The organism is Streptomyces sp. NPDC001714 (assembly GCF_042892755.1).
Taxonomy (GTDB): domain Bacteria; phylum Actinomycetota; class Actinomycetes; order Streptomycetales; family Streptomycetaceae; genus Streptomyces.
In genome coordinates, this window is the sequence record NZ_JBIAUL010000002.1 from 216,617 (window position 1) to 235,311 (window position 18,695).

An 18,695-nucleotide genomic window follows, 5' to 3' on the forward strand; every position below is an offset into this window, starting at 1 on the left:
GAAGTATTGACTGTGTCCGGAAATCACCCGACTGTAATGGACATGACGAATATCCGGGCACGTCTGATCGTTGTCCTGGTTGTCCTCTGTGGATTCCTCGCGGTGGCGGGCGCCCCGTCCGCCACCGCCGCCACCCCGTCCGACTCCCTCTGGTTCGACGGCACCGCGCTCACCGTGCAGAACGGCCGTTTCGTCGACGGCCAGGGCCGTGAGGTCGTGCTGCGCGGCTACAACGTCTCCGGCGAGACCAAGCTGGAGGAGCACAGCGGCCTGCCCTTCGCCTCGGTCGCCGACGCGAAGAAGTCCGCCACCGCGCTGCGCGCCCTCGGCGGCGGCAACGACGTGCGCTTCCTGCTCTCCTGGGCACACGCCGAACCCGTCCAGGGCCAGGTCGACACCGCCTACCTGGCCAACGCGACCGCGCAGATGCAGGCGTTCCTGGACGCAGGCATCCGCGTCTTCCCCGACTTCCACCAGGACCTGTACTCCCGCTACCTGTTCAACTCGGGCAGCTGGTACACGGGCGACGGCGCTCCGAAGTGGGCGGTGGACCTCGGGAACTACCCGGCGGAGTCCTGCGGCATCTGCCTGTTCTGGGGCCAGAACATCACCCAGAACGCGGCCGTCCAGGACGCCCAGTACGACTTCTGGCACAACAACCACGGCCTCCAGGACGCCTTCCTGGCCACGGCCCAGACCACCATGACCTACCTGGCCCAGCACCTGACGTCCGACGAGTTCGCCGGCGTGGTCGGCTTCGACCCGTACAACGAGCCGTACGCCGGCTCCTACGACTCCGGCGAGACCTCCCGCACCTGGGAGCAGAACCGGCTGTGGCCCTTCTACCAGAAGTTCCGGGCCCGGATGGACGCGGCCGGCTGGAGCGGCAAGCCCGCCCTGGTCGAGCCCAACCTCTACTGGAACGGCAACGTCACCAACCAGGAGGGCGGCCTGCTGGACGCGGGCACGCTCGGCTCCCGCTACGTCTTCAACACCCACTTCTACGACCAGAAGGCCATCTCCGGCATCCTGATGTGGGGCAACGCCTCCGACGGCCAGTACTCGACCGACTTCGGCACCATCCGCGACCGTGCCTCGGCCGCCGGAACGACGGCGATCGTCAGCGAGTTCGGGCATCCGCTGTCCGGTACCACCTCCGGCAAGGCGCCGACCGTCGACAAGGCGATGTACCAGGCCCTCGACTCCCGCCTCTCCGGGGCGAACTGGTGGTCCACCCCGGCCTCCTCCGGACCGGTCCTCTCCGGCACCCAGTGGCAGTGGGACATCTACAACGGCCGCCACCACGAGCTGATGAACGGCAACCCGGACAAGGTCCTCACCTCGGGTGACGCCTGGAACGACGAGGACCTCTCGGCCGTCAACATGACCGCCTCCGGCACGGTGACGCTCCGTCAGGACGCCCGGCTGCTCGACCGGATCTACCCGTCCGCCACCTCGGGTGCCACCCTCGCCTTCACCTACGAGGACCGCTCCCGGGACGGCTCCACGACCCTGACCTGGAACCCGGTGCCCAGCTCGCTGCCGAACGTGGCCGCGCTGGTCGGCTCCGGACAGTACGCGGTCCAGGTCTGGCGCTCCGGCAGCGCCACCGCACCGACCGAACTGCACCTCCCGGCCTCCTTCGCGACCGCGTCCACCACCGTCGTCTCCGACCTGGGCACGTCCTACGCGCCCCCGGCGTACACGTCCTCGACCCCGGTCGGCGTGGCGGCGGAACCGGGTGGGACGGGCAGCCGCCGACTGCTGCTCACCGACTCGGACTCCGGCGTGCTGCACTTCGCGCTGGTGACCAACGGGGCGACCTCGCCCGGCTCCACCGTGCTCAACGCGGCCAAGGCGGAACTGGCCGCCTGGGTGGCGGCGAAGTTCTGAGCACCGCTTCGGCCTCCGGAGTGCCGCGCACCCCCGGAGGCCGAAGGCCCGGATGGACTGTCAACTCCCGGACGCGCCCGTCCAGCCGGCCTGCACATGGCCGAGCCGGACGCGCTGCGGGTGGTCGCCGACGGGCACCGAGGTCACCTTCTGGCCGGTGCCGAAGTCGATGGCCGTCACCTGGTCGGCGCCGCTCTCCGAGATGATGCAGTCCTTGCCGTCGCCGCTGACGGTGGCCCAGTACGGCGTGGACGCCGTGACGAGCGGCCCCTCCTGGAGGGTGGCGCGGTCCACGATCGTGGCGTAGTTGTCCATCGTCCCGGCGACGCACAGCTTGGTGCCGTCCGGCTTCATCGAGATGCCGTGGTGGCGTGAGTCCAGGAGCCAGGTGGTGCGGTCGGTGCTGGTCGCCGGGTTCGCCGGCAGGGTCTTCACCCGGGTGATCTTGTCGGTGGTGATGTCGTACTCCAGGAAGCCGTTGAAGAACGACACCTGGAAGTACATCTTCGACCAGTCGGGGGTGAAGGCCGCGGGCCGGACCGCGTCCGAGAAGTTCGTCAGGCCGATCGCGTTCAGCCGGTCCCGCATGTCGATGGTCTTGACCTGCTTGTAGGTGGTGGCGTCGGCGACGGTGATGTGACGGTCGCCCTTCGTCCAGTCCCAGATCGGATCGTCGAGCGAGGTGGTGACCTCGCCGATCGACATGTTCCAGATGTACTTGCCGTCGGGGCTGAAGACGTTCTCGTGCGGCTTGTCACCGGTGGCGAACTCGCCCAGCTCCTTACCGGTGTTGATGTCCAGCACCTGCACCTTGTTCGCGGTGGACGCCGAGACCGCGACCTTCGTGCCGTCGGGGGAGACAGCCATGTGGTCGGCGCGGTAACCGGCCACCGGGAAGCGCCAGTTGATCGTGTCGGTGGCGAGGTCGATCGAGACGACGTCGGCGAAACTCGGGCGGGAGACGACCACGGACTTGCCGTCCGGCGTGGAGTACATGTCGTCCACGTACTGGTCGTGGCCCTGGCCGACCTCGTTGCGGATCGACGTGTAGTAGATCCACTTGATGGGGTCGGCGTTGATCTCGGCGATCCGCGCGTCCTTGTCGGGGATGACGTTGATCTGGCCGACCTTTGCGAAGTCGCCGGACGAGTTCAGGACGGTCGCGGTGCCGTCCCAGTTGTTGCCGACGAACAGCACCTCGCGCAGCGAGGCGTCGGCGGTGGCGGCGGTCGCCGGCGCCGCGACGGTCAGGACGAGGGCGGCGGCTACGGAGCAAAGGTGCCTGGGTCTGAAAGCAGGCATGAGTGCTCTCTCCTCTGAGGGGGGTGGGGACGCGCGCGTGCGGGCACAGGCTCACGGAATCTGAACACGGGCGCGTTCAAACGGAACTTACTGAAAAGTAAGGAGGGGGTGGATGACTCCACAAGAGGCGTACGCGAGAAAATTGGTCATCGGGCGGTCGACGGAGGGGGCAATCTTGGTGGGCAGGCTCAAGGCACCGACGGGTCGCTACGGCGGCCGGTCCGCCGAGGAACGCAAGGCCGACCGGCGTCGGCGCTTCCTGGAGGCGGCGCTCCAACTCTTCGGCGAGGCACCGGGGTTCCGCGCCACGACCGTCGCCGCACTGAGTCAGGCGGCGGGTCTGTCGACCCGTCAGTTCTACGAGGAGTTCCACACGCTGGAGGACGTGCTCGCCGCGTTGCACCTGGAGGTCAACGGGTGGGCGGAGGCGGCGGTGGCGGCCGCGTTCGCCGAGGCGGAGTCGCTGCCGCTGGTCGAGCGGGTGACGGTGCTGTTCCGGGCGTACGCCCGTGACGTCACGTCGGATCCGCGGCGCATCCGCATCGCCTTCGTGGAGATCATCGGGGTGAGCCCGCGACTGGAGGAGCAGCGGCTGGCGCGGCGGGCGCGGTGGGTGGAGCTGATATGCACCGAGGCGGATGCGGCCGTTGCGCGTGGGGACGCGGCGCCGCGTGATTACCGGTTGGCCGCGACGGCGTTCATCGGCAGCGTCAACGGGTTGCTGCACGACTGGAGTGCGGGGTGGGTGGACGCGAGTCTGGACGAGGTCGTGGAGGAGTTGGTGCGGTTGCTGGTGGGGATCTTGCGGCCGGAGGGGTGGACGCCGAAGGGGTGAGCCGAGTGGGGTCGTATTGCGGGTGCGGGTGCGGGTGCGGGTGCGGGTGCGTTGTGGCTGGTCGCGCAGTTCCCCCCCGGCCTTCGGCCGGGGGTGCCCCCAGCGCCCCCTGAGGGGTGCGTACGCCTCTCGGTGTCTAATGGGCTAGCTCGCCGAGCGACTCAGTCACCGGAGCCACGCCGTCCTCCGCCCGGATCCGCTCACCCAGCTCCTGTGCCCGCTCGGCGAATCCAGGATCCTGCGTCGCTCGGCGCACCGCCTCCGCGAGCGCGTCGACGCTCAGCCCCCGCAGCGGGACAGCCGTCGGTGCCACCCCGAGGCCCACCAGCCGAGCCGCCCAGAAGCCCTCGTCGAACTGGATCGGTACCGGTACCGACGGCACCCCGGCTCGTAGCCCCGCCGCCGTCGTGCCCGCGCCCGCGTGGTGGACCACCGCTGCCATCCGGGGGAACAGGACCGAGTGCGGCATCTCGCCGATGGTCAGCATGTCGTCGCCGTCGGCCGCCAGACCGCCCCAGCCCTGCTGGATCACCCCGCGCAGTCCGGCCTTCCGCAGCGCTGCCACGACCTGCCCGCTCAGGTGCTCGGCGTCGGGCACCGTTGCGCTGCCGAGGCCGACGAACACGGGTGGCGGCCCGGCGTCGAGGAACGCCCGTACGCCGTCGGGGAGTTGGGGCTCACCGTCGTACGGCCACCAGTAGCCGCACACCCCGAGGCCCTGGCGCCAGTCGCGCGGGCGGGGGACCACCTGGGGGCTGAATCCGTGCTGGACGGGCCACAGCCGGCGCTCCCTGGCCCGGCGGGCGGCGCCGGAGCGCTGCGGGGGCAGGTCCAGGCGGGTGCGCAGCGCGGGGACGGTGGACGCGAAGACCTGCTCCACCGCCATGTTCACGCCGTGCCCGGCGATCCGGTTGCCGGTGGCGCCCCAGGTGCCGCCGCCGAGTACGGGAGGTGCGAACTCCCGCGTGCCGGCGAGTGGCTGGAGGTAGACGCCCATGCTCGGCAGTCGTAGGCCCTCCGCGATCGTGTGGCCGATCGGGGCCAGGGAGGCGGACAGCAGGAGCACCTCGCTGGCTTGTGCGGCCGCGAGCAGGTCGTCGGTCATCCGGCCGACCAGCCGCCGGGCCATCTCCACCACCCGGAGCAGTTTCCCGACCCCGCTGGTGCTGCGGTGCAGCCCGCGCCCCCGGGTGGACTCCAGCTCGGTCCGGGGATCGACCGGCAGGGGGTGGAAACCGACTCCGGACCCTTCGACCAGCCCCGCGAAGCGGCCGTGGGTGACCAGGGTGACCTCGTGTCCGGCACGGCTCAGCCCGTACCCGAGTCCCGTGTAGGGGGCCACATCGCCCCGCGAGCCCGCCGTCATGATCGCTACGCGCACGACCAGCAGTATGGCGGCGCGCATGCCCTCGTGGGGTGAACGACGCGATGGCCAGGGCGACTTCACGCCTGTCACAGCCGTTGACTTCACCCTCCGGCGGCTCTACGGTCGGCGCGCTGACACGTTCGGGTCACCGATCTGTGTTCGAAGTTCCGAACGCGAGTGAGCCGTACCCCCTCGTGCACCCCGTGGAGGAGCCGCATGTACCCCCCGCCCAGATCGACCGGCAGCGGTCTCGTACGACACCTGTGGGCCGCTGCCGTACGCACTCTCGCCCTGACCCTGACGGCCGCGGCCGCGCTCCTCTTCGCCGCCCCGGGGCCGGCCCGGGCGGCGACGGTTGCGCAGGTCTCGGTGCCCACCGCCCCGATGGGCTGGGCCTCCTGGAACAGCTTCGCGGCGAAGATCGACTACGACGTCATCAAGGCGCAGGTCGACGCGTTCGTCGCGGCCGGGCTCCCGGCCGCCGGCTACAAGTACGTCAACATCGACGAGGGCTGGTGGCAGGGCACCCGGGACAGCGCAGGCAACATCACCGTCGACACCGGTGAGTGGCCCGGCGGCATGAGCGCCATCGCCGACTACATCCACAGCAAGGGCCTGAAGGCCGGCATCTACACCGACGCGGGCGCCAACGGCTGCGGCTACTACTACCCGACCGGCCGCCCCGCCGCCGCCGGCACCGGCAGCGAGGGGCACTACGCCCAGGACATGCTCCAGTTCTCGGAATGGGGCTTCGACTTCGTGAAGGTCGACTGGTGCGGCGGCGACGCCGAGGGCCTGGACGCGGCCACCACGTACAAGTCGATCAGCTCGGCCGTCGCCACGGCCGCGGCCACCACCGGCCGCCCGCTGACCCTGTCCGTCTGCAACTGGGGCTACCAGAACACCTGGAACTGGGCGACGGGCCTCGCCCCCATGTGGCGGACCAGCACCGACATCTACTACTACGGCGGCACGGCGTCGCAGTCGGCGGTGCTGTCCAACTTCGACCAGACCCTGCACCCGGCCGCCCAGCACACCGGCTACTACAACGACCCCGACATGCTCACCGTCGGCATGTCCGGTCTCACGGCGGCCCAGAACCGCACCCACATGGCCCTGTGGGCGATCTCCGGCGCCCCCCTGCTCGCCGGCAACGACCTCACCACGATGACCAGCGAGACGGCCGCCATCCTCAAGAACTCCGACGTCGTCGCCGTCGACCAGGACCCGCGCGGCCTCCAGGGCGTCAAGGTCGCCGAGGACACCACGGGCCTCCAGGTCTACGGCAAGGTCCTCTCCGGCACCGGCAACCGCGCGGTCGTCCTCCTCAACCGCACCTCCGCCGCCCAGAACATCACCGTCCGCTGGTCCGACCTCGGCCTGACCGGCGCCTCCGCGACCGTCCGCGACCTGTGGGCGCAGACGAACCTCGGCTCGTACGCGACGAGTTACACCGCCGGCGTCCCGGCCGGCGGCTCGGTCATGCTGAAGGTGAGCGGCGGTACCGAGGCGTCGAGCACGAGTTACAGCGCGTCCTCCACCGGCAAGTACACCGGCGTCGGCGCCGCGAGCACCGGCCTGGACGTCGTCGACGTCGCCTACACCAACACCGGCGCCACCGCCGTCACCGGCACCCTCCAGGTCAACGGGCAGACGGCCACGACGGTCTCCTTCCCGCCGACCGGATCCTCGCAGGGGACCGTGTCCGTGCAGGTCGACCTGAGCAAGGGGTCGGCCAACGCGCTGACGTTCAGTGGGAGTTCGCTGCCGGCACTCGGTGCGGTCACGGTCAGCCCGATCCCCGGCACCAACGGCAGCCTGCTCGTCGGCAAGCAGTCCGGCCGCTGTGCCGACGTCTACGACAACACCATCACCAACGGCACGCAGGCCGAGATCTGGGACTGCAACGGCGGCCAGAACCAGGCCTGGACGTACACCTCCCGCAAGGAGTTCGTGGTGTACGGCAACAAGTGCCTGGACGCCTACAACCAGGGCACGACCAACGGCACCAAGGTCGTCATCTGGGACTGCTACGGGCAGAACAACCAGAAGTGGAACGTCAACTCGGACGGGACGATCACGAACGTGAACGCCGGGTTGTGCCTGGACGCGTATGGTGCGGCCACGGGTAACGGGACCTCGCTGGTGCTGTGGGCCTGCAATGGCGGGACCAATCAGCAGTGGGGGTTGAGTTGAGCCGGTAGTCGGTCGGGTGCGGGTGGGCTGTGGCTGGTCGCGCCCACGCGGCGGCAGCCGCACATCAGTCACAGCCCCGCGCCCCTAGAGGGGCGCTCTTGCCGCCAGCGTCAGCAGAACCGTTGCCGTCAGCAGGGCGCAGGCCAGCAGGAAGCCCACCAGGAGGCGTTGGCGTAGAGACCGGTATCTCGACTCGTACTCGTGCCTCAACTGCTCGGCGCGTTGTGTCGTGCGTTGCCAGGACAACCTGGCCAGTGCCACGTACTCGGTCTCGACATGCTGCTCAAGATCGGCTCGTTGGGTGTCCGTGAGCCAGCCGAGGCGGTCCGCGAGCCGAGCCGCCGCCCTCCGGCCCTCCTCCCTGGTCGCCGCCAGCAGCAGATGCCCCTCGACCTGGGCCACCAGCGCCCGCTCCTCCTCCTGTGCCGTCATCGGGCGCTCAACTCCCTCTCCACGGAGGCGTGGTGCAGGTCGAACGCCGGTGACTCGCTGCGGATCCGGGGCAGGGTGACGAAGTTGTGGCGCGGGGGTGGGCACGACGTCGCCCACTCCAGGGAACGGCCGTAGCCCCACGGGTCGTCCGACTCGACCTTCGTGCCGTACTTGGCGGTCTTCCAGACGTTGTAGAAGAACGGGAGCAGTGACGAGCCCAGCAGGAACGAGAAGATCGTCGAGACCGTGTTGAGGGTGGCGAACCCCTCCACCGCCAGGTAGTCGGGAATCCGGCGCTGCATGCCTTCGGCGCCCAGCCAGTGCTGGACCAGGAACGTGCCGTGGAAGCCGACGAACAGCGTCCAGAAGGTGATCTTGCCGAGCCGCTCGTCCAGCATCTTGCCCGTCATCTTCGGCCACCAGAAGTGGAAGCCGGCGAACATCGCGAAGACGACCGTACCGAAGACCACGTAGTGGAAGTGGGCGACGACGAAGTACGAGTCGGAGATGTGGAAGTCGATCGGCGGGGACGCGAGCATCACGCCGGTCAGGCCGCCGAAGACGAACGTCACCAGGAAGCCCGTGGCCCACAGCATGGGCGTCTCGAAGGACAGCGAGCCCTGCCACATCGTGCCGATCCAGTTGAAGAACTTCACTCCCGTGGGGACGGCGATCAGGAAGGTCATGAAGGAGAAGAAAGGGAGGAGGACGCCGCCCGTGACGTACATGTGGTGGGCCCAGACGGTCACCGAGAGGCCGGCGATCGAGATGGTCGCCGCCACCAGGCCCAGGTAGCCGAACATCGGCTTGCGGGAGAAGACCGGGATGACCTCGCTGATGATGCCGAAGAACGGCAGCGCGATGATGTAGACCTCCGGGTGGCCGAAGAACCAGAACAGGTGCTGCCAGAGCAGTGCCCCACCGTTGGCCGCGTCGAAGACGTGGGCGCCGAACTTGCGGTCCGCCTCAAGTGCGAACAGGGCGGCGGCGAGGACGGGGAAGGCGAGCAGGACCAGCACGGCGGTCAGCAGCACGTTCCACACGAAGATCGGCATGCGGAACATGGTCATGCCGGGGGCGCGCATGCAGATGATCGTGGTGATGAAGTTGACCGCGCCGAGGATGGTGCCGAAGCCGGAGAGCGCCAGGCCCATGATCCACATGTCGGCGCCGATCCCCGGCGTGCGGATCGCGTCCGAGAGCGGGGCGTAGGCGAACCAGCCGAAGTCCGCCGCGCCCTGCGGGGTGAGGAAGCCGCCGACCGCGATGGTGGAGCCGAGCAGGTAGAGCCAGTAGGCCAGCATGTTCAGGCGCGGGAACGCCACGTCCGGGGCGCCGATCTGGAGCGGCATGATCCAGTTCGCGAAGCCGGCGAACAGCGGGGTCGCGAACATCAGCAGCATGATCGTGCCGTGCATCGTGAACGCCTGGTTGAACTGCTCGTTCGACATGATCTGCAGGCCGGGGCGGGCCAGCTCGGCGCGCATCAGCAGGGCCATCACCCCGCCCACGCAGAAGAACGAGAACGCCGTGACCAGGTACAGCGTCCCGATCGTCTTGTGATCCGTGGTCGTCAGCCACTTGAGGTTCCTCATGCCCCGCCTGTGTCCGGGCTGTCCGCACCGGTCACACTTGGCGGATGCGACGAGCGTCACGGAGGCGGGTGTGACGATCGGGGAGGTGCCGGACAAGAACGGGACATGAGCAACGACGAGATCTTCGCCGCTGCCTATCGCGAGCACTACTGGGCGGTCAGCCGCTATGTCGCGCGGCGACTGGACGGGCGGACCGGCGAGGTGGAGGAAGTGGTGGCGGAGGTGTTCACGGTGGCCTGGCGCCGCCGCGCCGACCTGCCGGCGGCTCCGCTGCCCTGGCTGTACGGCGTGGCACGCAACTGCCTCGCCAACGCGGTACGCGGGTACGGGCGCCGGCGCCGGCTGCTGGACCGGCTGGGCAACGACGACACCGCGCACGGCCGGCACGTCGCGGCCGGCCCCGACAGCGAGCGGCCCGGCTCCTGGGTGCACGAGGCGCTCGCCCGGCTGTCCCCGGCCGACCAGGAGGTGCTGCGGCTGACGGCGTGGGAGGAGCTCGGCGTCGACGAGGTCGCCGTCGCCCTGGGCTGCGGGAACCGGGCGGCGGCGATGCGGCTGCACCGCGCCCGTCGCCGGCTCAGAGCCGAGATCGACCGACTGCGCCCCCCTGCCGCCGAGGCCCTTCCCGAGGTACACCGCCATGGCTGACGAACTCGACCTGCTGCGCGCCGCCGACCCGGTGCCCGCCGACGCCCCGCACTTCGGCGACGGCCCCCTCGACCACATGGCCGAACGGCACCTCAACCGGCTGCTGCACGACACCCACCCCGGCCGCCGGACCCGGGCCCGGCCGCGACTGCTGTGGGGGCTGACCGCGGCCGCCGTCGTGACGGCCACCACGCTGACCGTGCTGCTCGGCGGCCCGTCGGGCGCTCCGGCCGTCGCCGCACCCCGGCCGCTGACCGTCCGCGCCCACTCCACCGCCGTACCGCTCGCCCAGGTCGCGCGACTCGCCGCCGTGGCCGCGACGGACGGCTCCCCGGCCTTGCGCCAGGGCACCCATGTGCAGTCCTGGAGCCTGGCCATGAGCGACGACAGGCCGCCGGTCACCCTGCCCGAGGAGCGCGTGGTCCGCTGGCGGGCGGACGGCACCCACACCGAGGTGGTCGTGGCCACCGACCCGGACCACGCGGGCCGGCCCGTCCTGACCGACACGGGCCGGGTCGAGGACGGCCATGTGCTCAGCCGGCGGACGTTCCCGCCGATGTGGGGTGACGCCCCGCCCCTGTCCACACCCCCGCACGACCCCGCGAAGCTGCGCGCCTACCTCACCGACCTGATCCACAGCGACACCCTCACCACGTCCGAACTCCTCGACGCCACCGAGGAGTTGCTGGACAACTGGACGCTCGGGGCGCACGAGTCCGCGGCCCTGACCGACCTGCTCGCCGACGCGAAGGGGCTACGGCCCGCCGGCCAGGTCACCGACCGGCTGGGCCGCACCGGGCAGGCGTACGTCCTCGACGAGGGCACCGGCGGACGGCGAATGCTGATCCTGGATCCGGCGACCGGCGCCGTACTCGGCCTGGAGACCACGTTCACCCGGGACGACCCCGAGTACGGGGTGCGGGCCGGGGACGTCATGGAGTACCGCGCCTGGCTGCGCTGACCCTCACGCGCCGAGCTGCCGGGCGGCGGCCGCCACCGTCTGCTCCAGCAGCACGGCGATCGTCATCGGGCCGACCCCGCCCGGCACCGGCGTGATCAGCGAGGCGCGCTCGACGGCGGTGTCGAAGTCGACGTCACCGACGTTGCCCTCGTTGTAGCCGGCGTCGAGCACGACCGCGCCCGGCTTGATGTCCTGGCCCCGGATCAGCCGGGGCCGGCCGACGGCGGCGACCACGATGTCCGCCTCGCGGACGGCCGCCGAGAGGTCCCGGGTGCGGGAGTGGCAGTAGGTGACGGTGGCGTCGCGCGCGAGCAGGAGCATCCCGGCCGGCTTGCCCAGGATCGCGCTGCGGCCCACGACGACCGCCCGCTTCCCGGCCGGGTCGACGTCGTACGCGTCGAGCAGGCGCAGGATGCCGCCGGGGGTGCAGGAGACGAAGCCCGGCAGGCCGAAGCTCATCGTCGCGAACGACGCGAAGGTCACGCCGTCCACGTCCTTCTCCGGCGCGATCGCCTCGAACGCGGCCCGCTCGTCGATGTGTTCGCCGACCGGGTGCTGGAGCAGGATGCCGTGCACCGCCGGGTCGGCCGACAACTCCCGGAGCGTGCCGACGAGTTCGGCGGTGGTCGTGGTGGCGGGCAAGGCCACGTGGCGGGAGGCGATGCCCGCCTTGCGGCTGCGGTTCTGCTTCATCCGGACGTAGGTGACGGAGGCGGGATCCTCGCCGACCAGCACGGTCGCCAGACACGGCGTGACGCCGGTCCGTGCGGTGAGGTCGGCGGCCTGCCGCGCGGTCTCCTCGACGATCCGGCGGGCGACGGCGGTGCCGTCGATGAGGCGGGCCTGGGTCATGCGGCACACTCCTGAGCTGGTTCGACCTTGATCGCCCAGGCGCACGGCAACGACAGTGCGGGCCGCTCCCCGGTGGTGCTCCACCTCAGCGCCAGTCACGGCCCGCCCTCAGGGTAACCGAGACCCTCGGCGTCTCCGGCGGCAGTGCGCGGTCCGCAGGAGCGCCCGCAGCAGCGCGGTGCACGCGCGAGGCCGCGGGCGGCGGGCGTGTCCCAGCGCCGTCCGCGCCGAGAAGGTCCAGGTCAACCGCGAGCTGACCTGGACCCTCCCGGTCCTCGCTACTGCTCGTCCCATGCCTGGATCATGATCTGCTCGGCGATCTTGCCGTCGCGCAGCGTGATCATCGACTCGGCGAGCACCCGGACCCCGTCCGCGTACTCGCAGGACTCGCTGTAGGCGGCCTTGTCGCCCTGGACGATGCACTGGTCCAGGGTGTGCGTCATGTCGCGGCTGTAGACGTCGTCCAGCATCGCGGCGATGTCCTGGCGGCCGTGCAGGACCTTGGGGTGGCTGGGCTGGGTGTTGCGGTCGATGATGCGGATCTCCGCGTCGTCCGCGTAGAGCGCCAGAAGGGTGTTCCCGGTGTTCCCCTCTATGCCCCGGCGCAGCGTCTCGGCGTCGAACGTGGAACCGGTCGCGGTGCCCATGGTGACCTCCTGCGGGAGCCCGCGACCCGATGCGGAGCGAGCCGCGCGAGCCCCTCACATCGAGCGTCCCCCGCGCCGCCGGGCTCGGCAAGCGCAGGCCGCGCGCTCCGCCTTGCGGGTGAGGGGGAACGGCTGCCCGTGTCCGGCCCGGCGCCGGGGCCGTTGCTGAAGACATGATCTCAACACGACGTATCGTCGCCGCCGTCGGCCTTGCCGTCGGGGTCACCGGCCTCGCCGCGCCGCTGGCGAACGCGGCCGACGCGAGCGCGCAGCACCCCGGGAAGCTCACCGCGCTCGGCGTGCTGGACTCGGTCTCCCGCAGCGACATCCCTGCGGAGTACCGGGGCAGGATGCCGAAGGCCTCGGAGCAGGTGCAGGGGCTGAACGGACTCCACAAGCTCGGCGAACTGCACCAGGCCACCGACCTGGCCGCGCCCGCCATGGGGCTGCTGCCGGGCATCGAGGCCTGACCGCGCCGCACACCGAGGGCCGTCCCGGCAGGGGCGGCCCTTCCCGTTCCCCGTCCTCAGTGCTCCGAGGCCAGGAACTGCGTCGCCGCCAGCTCCGCGTAGAGCGGATCCGCCGCCACCAGCTCCCGGTGTGTGCCCACCGCGCGGACCCGGCCCGCGTCCATGACGACGATCCGGTCCGCCATGGTCACCGTCGACAGCCGGTGCGCGACCACCAGCACCGTCGTCGACCGCGCCACATCGGCGACGGTGTCCCGGAGCGCCGCCTCGTTCACCGCGTCCAGCTGCGAGGTGGCCTCGTCCAGGAGCAGCAGCCGGGGCCGGCGCAGCAACGCCCTCGCGATCGCCACCCGTTGGCGCTCCCCGCCCGACAGCTTGGTCCCGCGATGACCGACCAGCGTCTCCAGCCCCTGCGGCAGCCGGGCGACCAGACCGTCGAGCCGGGTCGTCTTCACCACCCGCGCGACCGCGTCCTCGTCCGCCTCCGGGTTGCCGAGGAGCAGGTTGTCCTTCAGCGACCCCGACAGCACCGGCGCGTCCTGCTCGACGTACCCGATGGCCGAACGCAGCAGCGGCAGTTCCCAGTCGGCGACCGGACGGCCGTCCACGGCGATCGTGCCGGACTCGGGGTCGTAGAACCGCTCGATCAGTGAGAAGACGGTGGTCTTGCCCGCCCCGGACGGCCCGACGAACGCCGTCATGCCCCGCGCGGGGACGTCGAAGCTGACACCGTGGTGGACGTACGGCAGGTCGTCCGCGTAGCGGAAGCGTACGTCGGTGAAGGCGACCGTGGCCGGTTCGGCGCCGGTGGCCGGCAACTCGGCGGGCCGGGACACGGGTTCGGCGGGCAGTCGCAGCGCCTCCTGGATCCGGGCGAGCGTGCCGGCGCCGGTCTGGTACTGAGTGATCGCCCCGACGACCTGCTGGATCGGCTGCATCAGATAGAAGACGTAGAGCAGGAACGCCACCAGCGTGCCCACCCCGATCGCACCGGTCGCCACCCGCGCCCCGCCCACCGCGAGCACGGTGATGAACGCCAGTTGCATCGCGAGCCCCGCCGTGTTCCCCGCGGCGGCCGACCACTTGGCGGCCCGCACGCTCTGCCGCCAGGACTCCTCGGCGGCCTCGTGCAGCGCGAGTTCCTCCCGGTGTTCGGCGCCGGACGCCTTCACCGTGCGCAGCGCGCCCAGCACCCGTTCCAGCGAGGCCCCCATCACCCCGACCGCGTCCTGCGCCCGGCGGCTCGCCCGGTTGATGCGCGGCACGATCGTGCCCACCACCGTGCCCGCCGCGGCGATCACGACGAGGGTGACGGCAAGGAGCACCGGATCGACCACCCCCATCATCACCACGGTGGCGACCAGGGTGAGTCCCTCGGTGCCGAGTGCGACCAGCGAGTCCGTGGTGACCTCGCGCAGCAGGGTGGTGTCCGAGGTGATCCGCGCCATCAGGTCACCGGGTTCGGTCCGGTCCACCGCGGTGATCCGCAGCCTGAGCAGGTACGACGACAGGGCGCGCCGCGCCCCGAGCACCACCGACTCCCCGGCGCGTCGCAGGACGAACGAACCCAGGGCGCCCACCCCGGCGTTGGCGACCACCAGACCTGCCATCGCGAGCAACCTGCCGGTGATGGAACGGTCGTGGGACAGGTCGTCGATCAACCCCCGGGCCACCAGCGGCAGCAGCAGCCCGGTCGCCCCCGTCACCAGCGAGAGCGCCGCCCCGGCCAGCAGGGCCCAGCGGTGCGGCCGTACGTAGGACAGGAGAAGCCGGAACACGGGCTCTTTCGGCCGGTTCGTCGGAACTGCGTCTGCGGCGGTCACGGTGCTCCTCGTCCGGGCGGTGGGCGGCGCCCTCCGACGGCCCCAGGCTACGACGGCCGGTCCCGGCCCCGGGGCCCGTCAGCCACGGGCGGAACCGAGCTTCGCCAGGGTCGCGTCGAGGTCGGCCGGGCGCGGCCGGTTGTGGGGCAGCCTCGACAGGACCGCGGCCATCCCGCAGGTGTCGGTGAGCGCCGAGAACACCAGGCCGCCCGCGACCCCCGCCGACAACAGCAGCCACGCCGGATGCAACTGCCCGAGGCCCAGGCCCGCGAGGACGACCGACCCGGCGGTGAGCCGCACCTGGCGCTCCATGGCCCACGTCGCTCGGGACTCACCCCGCGGCCGGTGCACTTCGTGACCGCGCTCGGCCCAGCCGTGCGTGCCGCCGGTGAGGGTGGCCGCCGGGATGCCGTGCTCGGCCAGGACCGCCCGGGCGCTCTCGGCCCGGGCACCGGAGGCGCACACCAGGAGGAGCTCGCCGTCCGCGGCGCGGAGCGCGGGCAGGGCCCGGCGCAGGGCGTGCAGGGGGATGTTGTGGGCGCCGGGCACATGGCCGGCGGCGAACTCGCCGGGTGTCCGGACGTCGACGACGGTCAGTTCCGGCAGGCGGGCGAGGGCCTGGTCGGGGGTGAGATCCGGGCTCGGGGGAGTGGTGGCCATGGTGGGTGCGATCCTTCCGTGCAGGGATGAGTGACGGGTTTCGCCCGGCGGGCGGGTAAAATACCCCTACGGGTATGTGAGGAGTGGTGGTCGTGGAGCTTCAGTTCGAGGGCGACGAGCTCAAGTCGGTGCTGAACCGGCTGCGCCGGGCGCAGGGGCAGATCTCCGGGGTGATCAAGATGATCGAGGAGGGCCGCGACTGCGAGGACGTGGTCACCCAGCTCGCCGCCGCCTCGCGCGCCCTGGACCGGGCGGGCTTCGCGATCATCGCGACCGGGCTCCAGCAGTGCATCGCCGATCCGGAAAAGAGTGGTTCGGACGGTGAGACGACCGAGCAGATGAAGGCGCGGCTGGAGAAGCTGTTCCTGTCACTGGCCTGAGCGGCAGTGCCCCGAAAGGGGCGCTGGGGGTAACCCCGGCCGAAGGCTGGGGGAGGAACTGCGCGACCAGCCACAACTGCGCCGCAGTCGACTGATCGCGGCACTTCCAGCGGAGCGCCTGGCCCGTCAACAGACCGCGTCGGCCAGCATGAACGCGGCGACCGCGAGCAGCGCGCAGGCGAAGAGCCGCTGGAGGGTGCCCGCGGAGAGCCGGGCCGCGAGCCGCTTGCCGTCCCAGGCGCCGAGGATCGCGGCCCCGGCGAACGGGCCCACGGCCGACCAGTCGACGTCCGCCGCCGAACCGGCGCGCGCCGCCAGCGCGGTGAGCGCGTTGATCGTGATGACCAGGAGGCTCGTACCGATCGCCGCGCGCATCCGCAGCCCCACGATGTTCACCAGGGACGGTACGGCGAGGAAGCCGCCGCCCACCCCGAGCACCCCGGTCACCGCGCCGAGACCGGCGCCCGCCCCGGCCACCCGGGAGGCCCGAGCCGGGACCGGCGCCGTGGCCCGGACGGCCGTCGGCCGCAGCATGCGCAGTGCGGCCAGGGCGGCGAGCACCGCGAAAGCACCGGTCAGCAGCGCCGCCGGCAGCTGCCGGGAGACCGCCCCGCCGATCGCCGCCGGTACGATCCCGGCCGCCGCGAACACGGCACCGGCCCGCCACCGCACCGCGCCCTCGCGGGCGTGTGCGACGAGCGCGGTGGCCGAGGTGACCGTGACGACGACCAGGCTCGCGGTGGTGGCCGCGGCCGGGGTGAAGCCGAGCAGATAGATCAGCGCCGGTACGGCCAGCACGCTGCCGCCACCGCCCAGGGCCCCGAGCGCCAGCCCGGTGACGGCCCCGGCGCCCAGGGCGAGCAGGAGCGCGCTCATCCGGCGGTGCCCTCGGCGGTCACCGCGAGGCCTGCCGCGCACCAGGCGGTCATCCCGCCCACGACGTCCACCGCGTCCAGCCCGCGGGCGGTCAGCAGCGCCGCCGCCTCTCGTGAGCGCCGGCCCGAGTGGCAGATCACGACGAGCGGGCGGTCCGCGGCGCCCGGCGGCAGCGGAGCCCCGGCCGCCAGTCCGGACAGCGGGGCGTGCACCGCCCGCGGCGCGTGTCCGGCCGCCCATTCGGCGGCCTCCCGGACATCCAGCAGGACGGCATCGGCGTCCGTGCGCTCCCGCGCCTCGGCCGGGGTGAGCCGGGCCATCGGCAGCCCGGCCGCGCGCGCCGCCGCGAACGCGTCGTCCACGGCCACCACATCGCGCCCGGCCGCGTCGAGGAGGGAGGCGGCGACGGCGGCCCGCATCCCGCCCGCGCAGTGCACCCACACCGTGCCGTCGGGTATCTCGCCGAGCCGCTCGCGGATGTGGTGCAGGGGTATGTGGAGCGAGCCCCGTACGTGGTCGCCTGCACGCTCCGTGTCCCGGCGCACGTCCAGGACGACGACGTCCTCCGTGCCGCGTGCGGCCAGGTCCGCGAAGGTGGCGCGGGGGAAGGAACGGGGCCGCTCGCCCGTGCGCAGCCAGGCCTCGGGTGCGCCGGTGGCGGCCGCGGCCGGGCGGTCGATGCCCACGCGGGTCAGCTCCCGCTGGGCGGCGGCGAGCTGGGCCGTCGTCTCGGCGAGCAGCGTGACCGGCCGGCCCCAGGGCAGCAGCCAGGCCAGATAGGTGGCGAGCTGTCCGTCGGCCTCGAAGTTCAGGGTGCCCGGGACATGCCCCTCGGCGAACGCCGGCCGGTTGCGCAGGTCCACCACCCACTCCCCGGCGGCCAGCCGCGCCGCGATCTCCGCCGCGTCCGCCCGGCGCGGCGGCGTGAGGTCGACGGGGGCCGGACCCGCGGAGTTCAGCGGGCCCATGTGGGCGTAGTACGCCGGTACGTCGTCGAGCCCCGCCAGCAGCTCGGCGACGAACGTGTCGACGTCCTTGACCAGCGCCTCGTTCACCGCGCGCTCCCGGCCGATGGTGGTGCCCGGACCGGCGGCGTCCCCGGCCGAGCAGAAGCTGCCGAAGCCGTGCGTCGGCAGCACCGCCGTCCCGTCCGGCAGCTCGGCGGCCAGCCGGTGCGCAGAGCCGTGCTGGGCCCGGGCCAGCTCGCCGGTGAGCCGGGGCTCCACCAGGTCGGGCCTGCCGACCGTGCCGATCAGCAGCGAGCCGCCGGTGAAGACGGCCACCGCGCGGCCGGCCTCCTCCAGGACGTACGACGTGTGGTGCGGGGTGTGCCCGGGGGTGGCCAGCGCGCGCAGCGCCAGGCCCGTCTCGATCTCCAGCACGTCCCCGTCGGCCACCGGCACCCGCTCGTACGCCACCCGCGCCCCGGCCGGCACCACGTACGCGGCCCCGGTCAGCCGGGCCAGCTCGAGCCCGCCGGAGACGTAGTCGTTGTGCACGTGCGTCTCCACGACCTGCGTGAGCCGCACCCCGCGCCGGGCGACGGCCGCCAGCACCCGGTCGACGTCCCGGGGCGGATCGACCGCGACGGCGCCGTGCGCGCCGCCCGCCAGATAGCTGCGGTTGCCCAGTCCGGGCACCTCGATGGTGTCGACGAAGGACACGGCAGCACACTCCTCTCCTCGATCCCCCTGGTGAATTACCCCCGGGGGTATGTGAGCCACCGTAGCAGAGGTACCCCGGGGGGTATGTGATGGAG

The 18,695-nt window shown here is 71.8% G+C and carries 17 protein-coding genes and 1 riboswitch; of the genes, 7 read left to right on the plus strand and 10 right to left on the minus strand.

Annotation, left to right across the window (positions count from 1 at the left end; all coding sequences use genetic code 11):
- The first annotated feature begins 36 nt into the window (after window positions 1-36).
- Window positions 37-1,893: a cellulase family glycosylhydrolase gene (locus ACFY0P_RS05570; protein WP_388907674.1), complete on the plus strand. Its 1,857-nt coding sequence runs from the start codon at window positions 37-39 to the stop codon at window positions 1,891-1,893.
- A gap of 60 nt (window positions 1,894-1,953) precedes the next feature.
- Here ACFY0P_RS05570 and ACFY0P_RS05575 read toward each other — a convergent pair whose 3' ends face one another.
- Window positions 1,954-3,195 carry a YncE family protein gene (locus ACFY0P_RS05575; protein WP_388907676.1) on the minus strand — a complete coding sequence of 414 codons (1,242 nt, stop codon included), beginning with the start codon at window positions 3,193-3,195 and terminating at the stop codon, window positions 1,954-1,956.
- 175 nt (window positions 3,196-3,370) lie between these two features.
- Between ACFY0P_RS05575 and ACFY0P_RS05580 the strand changes: the two genes are divergently transcribed.
- Complete coding sequence (locus ACFY0P_RS05580) at window positions 3,371-4,030, plus strand: TetR/AcrR family transcriptional regulator (protein WP_388908821.1); 660 nt, start codon at window positions 3,371-3,373, stop codon at window positions 4,028-4,030.
- A gap of 136 nt (window positions 4,031-4,166) precedes the next feature.
- Here ACFY0P_RS05580 and ACFY0P_RS05585 read toward each other — a convergent pair whose 3' ends face one another.
- Window positions 4,167-5,396, minus strand: a complete 1,230-nt coding sequence (locus tag ACFY0P_RS05585; RefSeq protein ID WP_388908823.1) for a glycosyltransferase — start codon at window positions 5,394-5,396, stop codon at window positions 4,167-4,169.
- Window positions 5,397-5,612: 216 nt separating this feature from the next.
- Between ACFY0P_RS05585 and ACFY0P_RS05590 the strand changes: the two genes are divergently transcribed.
- On the plus strand, window positions 5,613-7,592 hold the full coding sequence (locus tag ACFY0P_RS05590; RefSeq protein ID WP_388907678.1) for an RICIN domain-containing protein: 1,980 nt from the start codon (window positions 5,613-5,615) through the stop codon (window positions 7,590-7,592).
- A gap of 84 nt (window positions 7,593-7,676) precedes the next feature.
- Here the strand turns inward: ACFY0P_RS05590 and ACFY0P_RS05595 are convergent, their stop codons facing one another.
- Both ACFY0P_RS05595 and ctaD read right to left on the minus strand, forming a co-directional pair.
- On the minus strand, window positions 7,677-8,024 hold the full coding sequence (locus tag ACFY0P_RS05595) for a hypothetical protein (RefSeq protein ID WP_388907679.1): 348 nt from the start codon (window positions 8,022-8,024) through the stop codon (window positions 7,677-7,679).
- Window positions 8,021-9,619 carry a cytochrome c oxidase subunit I gene (ctaD, locus tag ACFY0P_RS05600; protein WP_388907681.1) on the minus strand — a complete coding sequence of 533 codons (1,599 nt, stop codon included), beginning with the start codon at window positions 9,617-9,619 and terminating at the stop codon, window positions 8,021-8,023. The genes ACFY0P_RS05595 and ctaD overlap by 4 nt, the downstream gene beginning before the upstream one ends.
- Window positions 9,620-9,724: 105 nt before the next feature.
- Here ctaD and ACFY0P_RS05605 point away from each other — a divergent pair, with 105 nt between their 5' ends.
- Both ACFY0P_RS05605 and ACFY0P_RS05610 read left to right on the plus strand, forming a co-directional pair.
- On the plus strand, window positions 9,725-10,267 hold the full coding sequence (locus ACFY0P_RS05605) for an RNA polymerase sigma factor (protein ID WP_388907683.1): 543 nt from the start codon (window positions 9,725-9,727) through the stop codon (window positions 10,265-10,267).
- The gene (locus tag ACFY0P_RS05610) at window positions 10,260-11,228 is read left to right on the plus strand and encodes a CU044_5270 family protein (protein WP_388907684.1); all 969 of its coding nucleotides are present in this window, start codon (window positions 10,260-10,262) and stop codon (window positions 11,226-11,228) included. The genes ACFY0P_RS05605 and ACFY0P_RS05610 overlap by 8 nt, the downstream gene beginning before the upstream one ends.
- A 3-nt stretch (window positions 11,229-11,231) precedes the next feature.
- Here ACFY0P_RS05610 and ACFY0P_RS05615 read toward each other — a convergent pair whose 3' ends face one another.
- Together ACFY0P_RS05615 and ACFY0P_RS05620 are read right to left on the minus strand one after the other, a co-directional pair.
- Window positions 11,232-12,080 (minus strand): bifunctional 5,10-methylenetetrahydrofolate dehydrogenase/5,10-methenyltetrahydrofolate cyclohydrolase, encoded by an 849-nt coding sequence (locus ACFY0P_RS05615; protein ID WP_388907686.1) that lies wholly within the window; start codon window positions 12,078-12,080, stop codon window positions 11,232-11,234.
- Window positions 12,081-12,106: 26 nt separating this feature from the next.
- Window positions 12,107-12,189, minus strand: a riboswitch (ZMP/ZTP riboswitch).
- A gap of 169 nt (window positions 12,190-12,358) precedes the next feature.
- Entirely contained in the window at window positions 12,359-12,727 is a 369-nt protein-coding gene (locus ACFY0P_RS05620) for a nuclear transport factor 2 family protein (RefSeq protein ID WP_388907688.1), read from the minus strand.
- 173 nt (window positions 12,728-12,900) lie between these two features.
- Between ACFY0P_RS05620 and ACFY0P_RS05625 the strand changes: the two genes are divergently transcribed.
- A complete protein-coding gene (locus ACFY0P_RS05625) occupies window positions 12,901-13,197 on the plus strand; it encodes a hypothetical protein (RefSeq protein ID WP_388907690.1) in 297 nt (98 codons plus the stop codon).
- Window positions 13,198-13,253: 56 nt separating this feature from the next.
- Here ACFY0P_RS05625 and ACFY0P_RS05630 read toward each other — a convergent pair whose 3' ends face one another.
- Both ACFY0P_RS05630 and ACFY0P_RS05635 read right to left on the minus strand, forming a co-directional pair.
- Entirely contained in the window at window positions 13,254-14,975 is a 1,722-nt protein-coding gene (locus ACFY0P_RS05630) for an ABC transporter ATP-binding protein (protein WP_388907692.1), read from the minus strand.
- A 123-nt stretch (window positions 14,976-15,098) separates the two neighbouring features.
- Window positions 15,099-15,680, minus strand: a complete 582-nt coding sequence (locus tag ACFY0P_RS05635; RefSeq protein ID WP_388907694.1) for a rhodanese-like domain-containing protein — start codon at window positions 15,678-15,680, stop codon at window positions 15,099-15,101.
- A gap of 92 nt (window positions 15,681-15,772) precedes the next feature.
- Here ACFY0P_RS05635 and ACFY0P_RS05640 point away from each other — a divergent pair, with 92 nt between their 5' ends.
- Window positions 15,773-16,060, plus strand: coding sequence for a metal-sensitive transcriptional regulator (locus tag ACFY0P_RS05640; RefSeq protein ID WP_388907696.1), 288 nt, complete (start codon window positions 15,773-15,775; stop codon window positions 16,058-16,060).
- A 126-nt stretch (window positions 16,061-16,186) separates the two neighbouring features.
- Here the strand turns inward: ACFY0P_RS05640 and ACFY0P_RS05645 are convergent, their stop codons facing one another.
- Together ACFY0P_RS05645 and ACFY0P_RS05650 are read right to left on the minus strand one after the other, a co-directional pair.
- A complete protein-coding gene (locus ACFY0P_RS05645) occupies window positions 16,187-16,936 on the minus strand; it encodes a sulfite exporter TauE/SafE family protein (RefSeq protein ID WP_388907698.1) in 750 nt (249 codons plus the stop codon).
- The gene (locus tag ACFY0P_RS05650) at window positions 16,933-18,600 is read right to left on the minus strand and encodes a rhodanese-like domain-containing protein (protein ID WP_388907700.1); all 1,668 of its coding nucleotides are present in this window, start codon (window positions 18,598-18,600) and stop codon (window positions 16,933-16,935) included. The genes ACFY0P_RS05645 and ACFY0P_RS05650 overlap by 4 nt, the downstream gene beginning before the upstream one ends.
- Window positions 18,601-18,695 lie beyond the last annotated feature (95 nt).

Bases quoted from the DNA above. Each gene is read 5' to 3' on its own strand.
- ACFY0P_RS05570 (WP_388907674.1), top strand. From the start codon at position 37: ATGGACATGACGAATATCCGGGCACGTCTGATCGTTGTCCTGGTTGTC.
- ACFY0P_RS05575 (WP_388907676.1), bottom strand. From the start codon at position 3,195: ATGCCTGCTTTCAGACCCAGGCACCTTTGCTCCGTAGCCGCCGCCCTC.
- ACFY0P_RS05585 (WP_388908823.1), bottom strand. From the start codon at position 5,396: ATGACGGCGGGCTCGCGGGGCGATGTGGCCCCCTACACGGGACTCGGG.
- ACFY0P_RS05590 (WP_388907678.1), top strand. From the start codon at position 5,613: ATGTACCCCCCGCCCAGATCGACCGGCAGCGGTCTCGTACGACACCTG.
- ACFY0P_RS05595 (WP_388907679.1), bottom strand. From the start codon at position 8,024: ATGACGGCACAGGAGGAGGAGCGGGCGCTGGTGGCCCAGGTCGAGGGG.
- ctaD (WP_388907681.1), bottom strand. From the start codon at position 9,619: ATGAGGAACCTCAAGTGGCTGACGACCACGGATCACAAGACGATCGGG.
- ACFY0P_RS05605 (WP_388907683.1), top strand. From the start codon at position 9,725: ATGAGCAACGACGAGATCTTCGCCGCTGCCTATCGCGAGCACTACTGG.
- ACFY0P_RS05610 (WP_388907684.1), top strand. From the start codon at position 10,260: ATGGCTGACGAACTCGACCTGCTGCGCGCCGCCGACCCGGTGCCCGCC.
- ACFY0P_RS05615 (WP_388907686.1), bottom strand. From the start codon at position 12,080: ATGACCCAGGCCCGCCTCATCGACGGCACCGCCGTCGCCCGCCGGATC.
- ACFY0P_RS05620 (WP_388907688.1), bottom strand. From the start codon at position 12,727: ATGGGCACCGCGACCGGTTCCACGTTCGACGCCGAGACGCTGCGCCGG.
- ACFY0P_RS05625 (WP_388907690.1), top strand. From the start codon at position 12,901: ATGATCTCAACACGACGTATCGTCGCCGCCGTCGGCCTTGCCGTCGGG.
- ACFY0P_RS05635 (WP_388907694.1), bottom strand. From the start codon at position 15,680: ATGGCCACCACTCCCCCGAGCCCGGATCTCACCCCCGACCAGGCCCTC.
- ACFY0P_RS05645 (WP_388907698.1), bottom strand. From the start codon at position 16,936: ATGAGCGCGCTCCTGCTCGCCCTGGGCGCCGGGGCCGTCACCGGGCTG.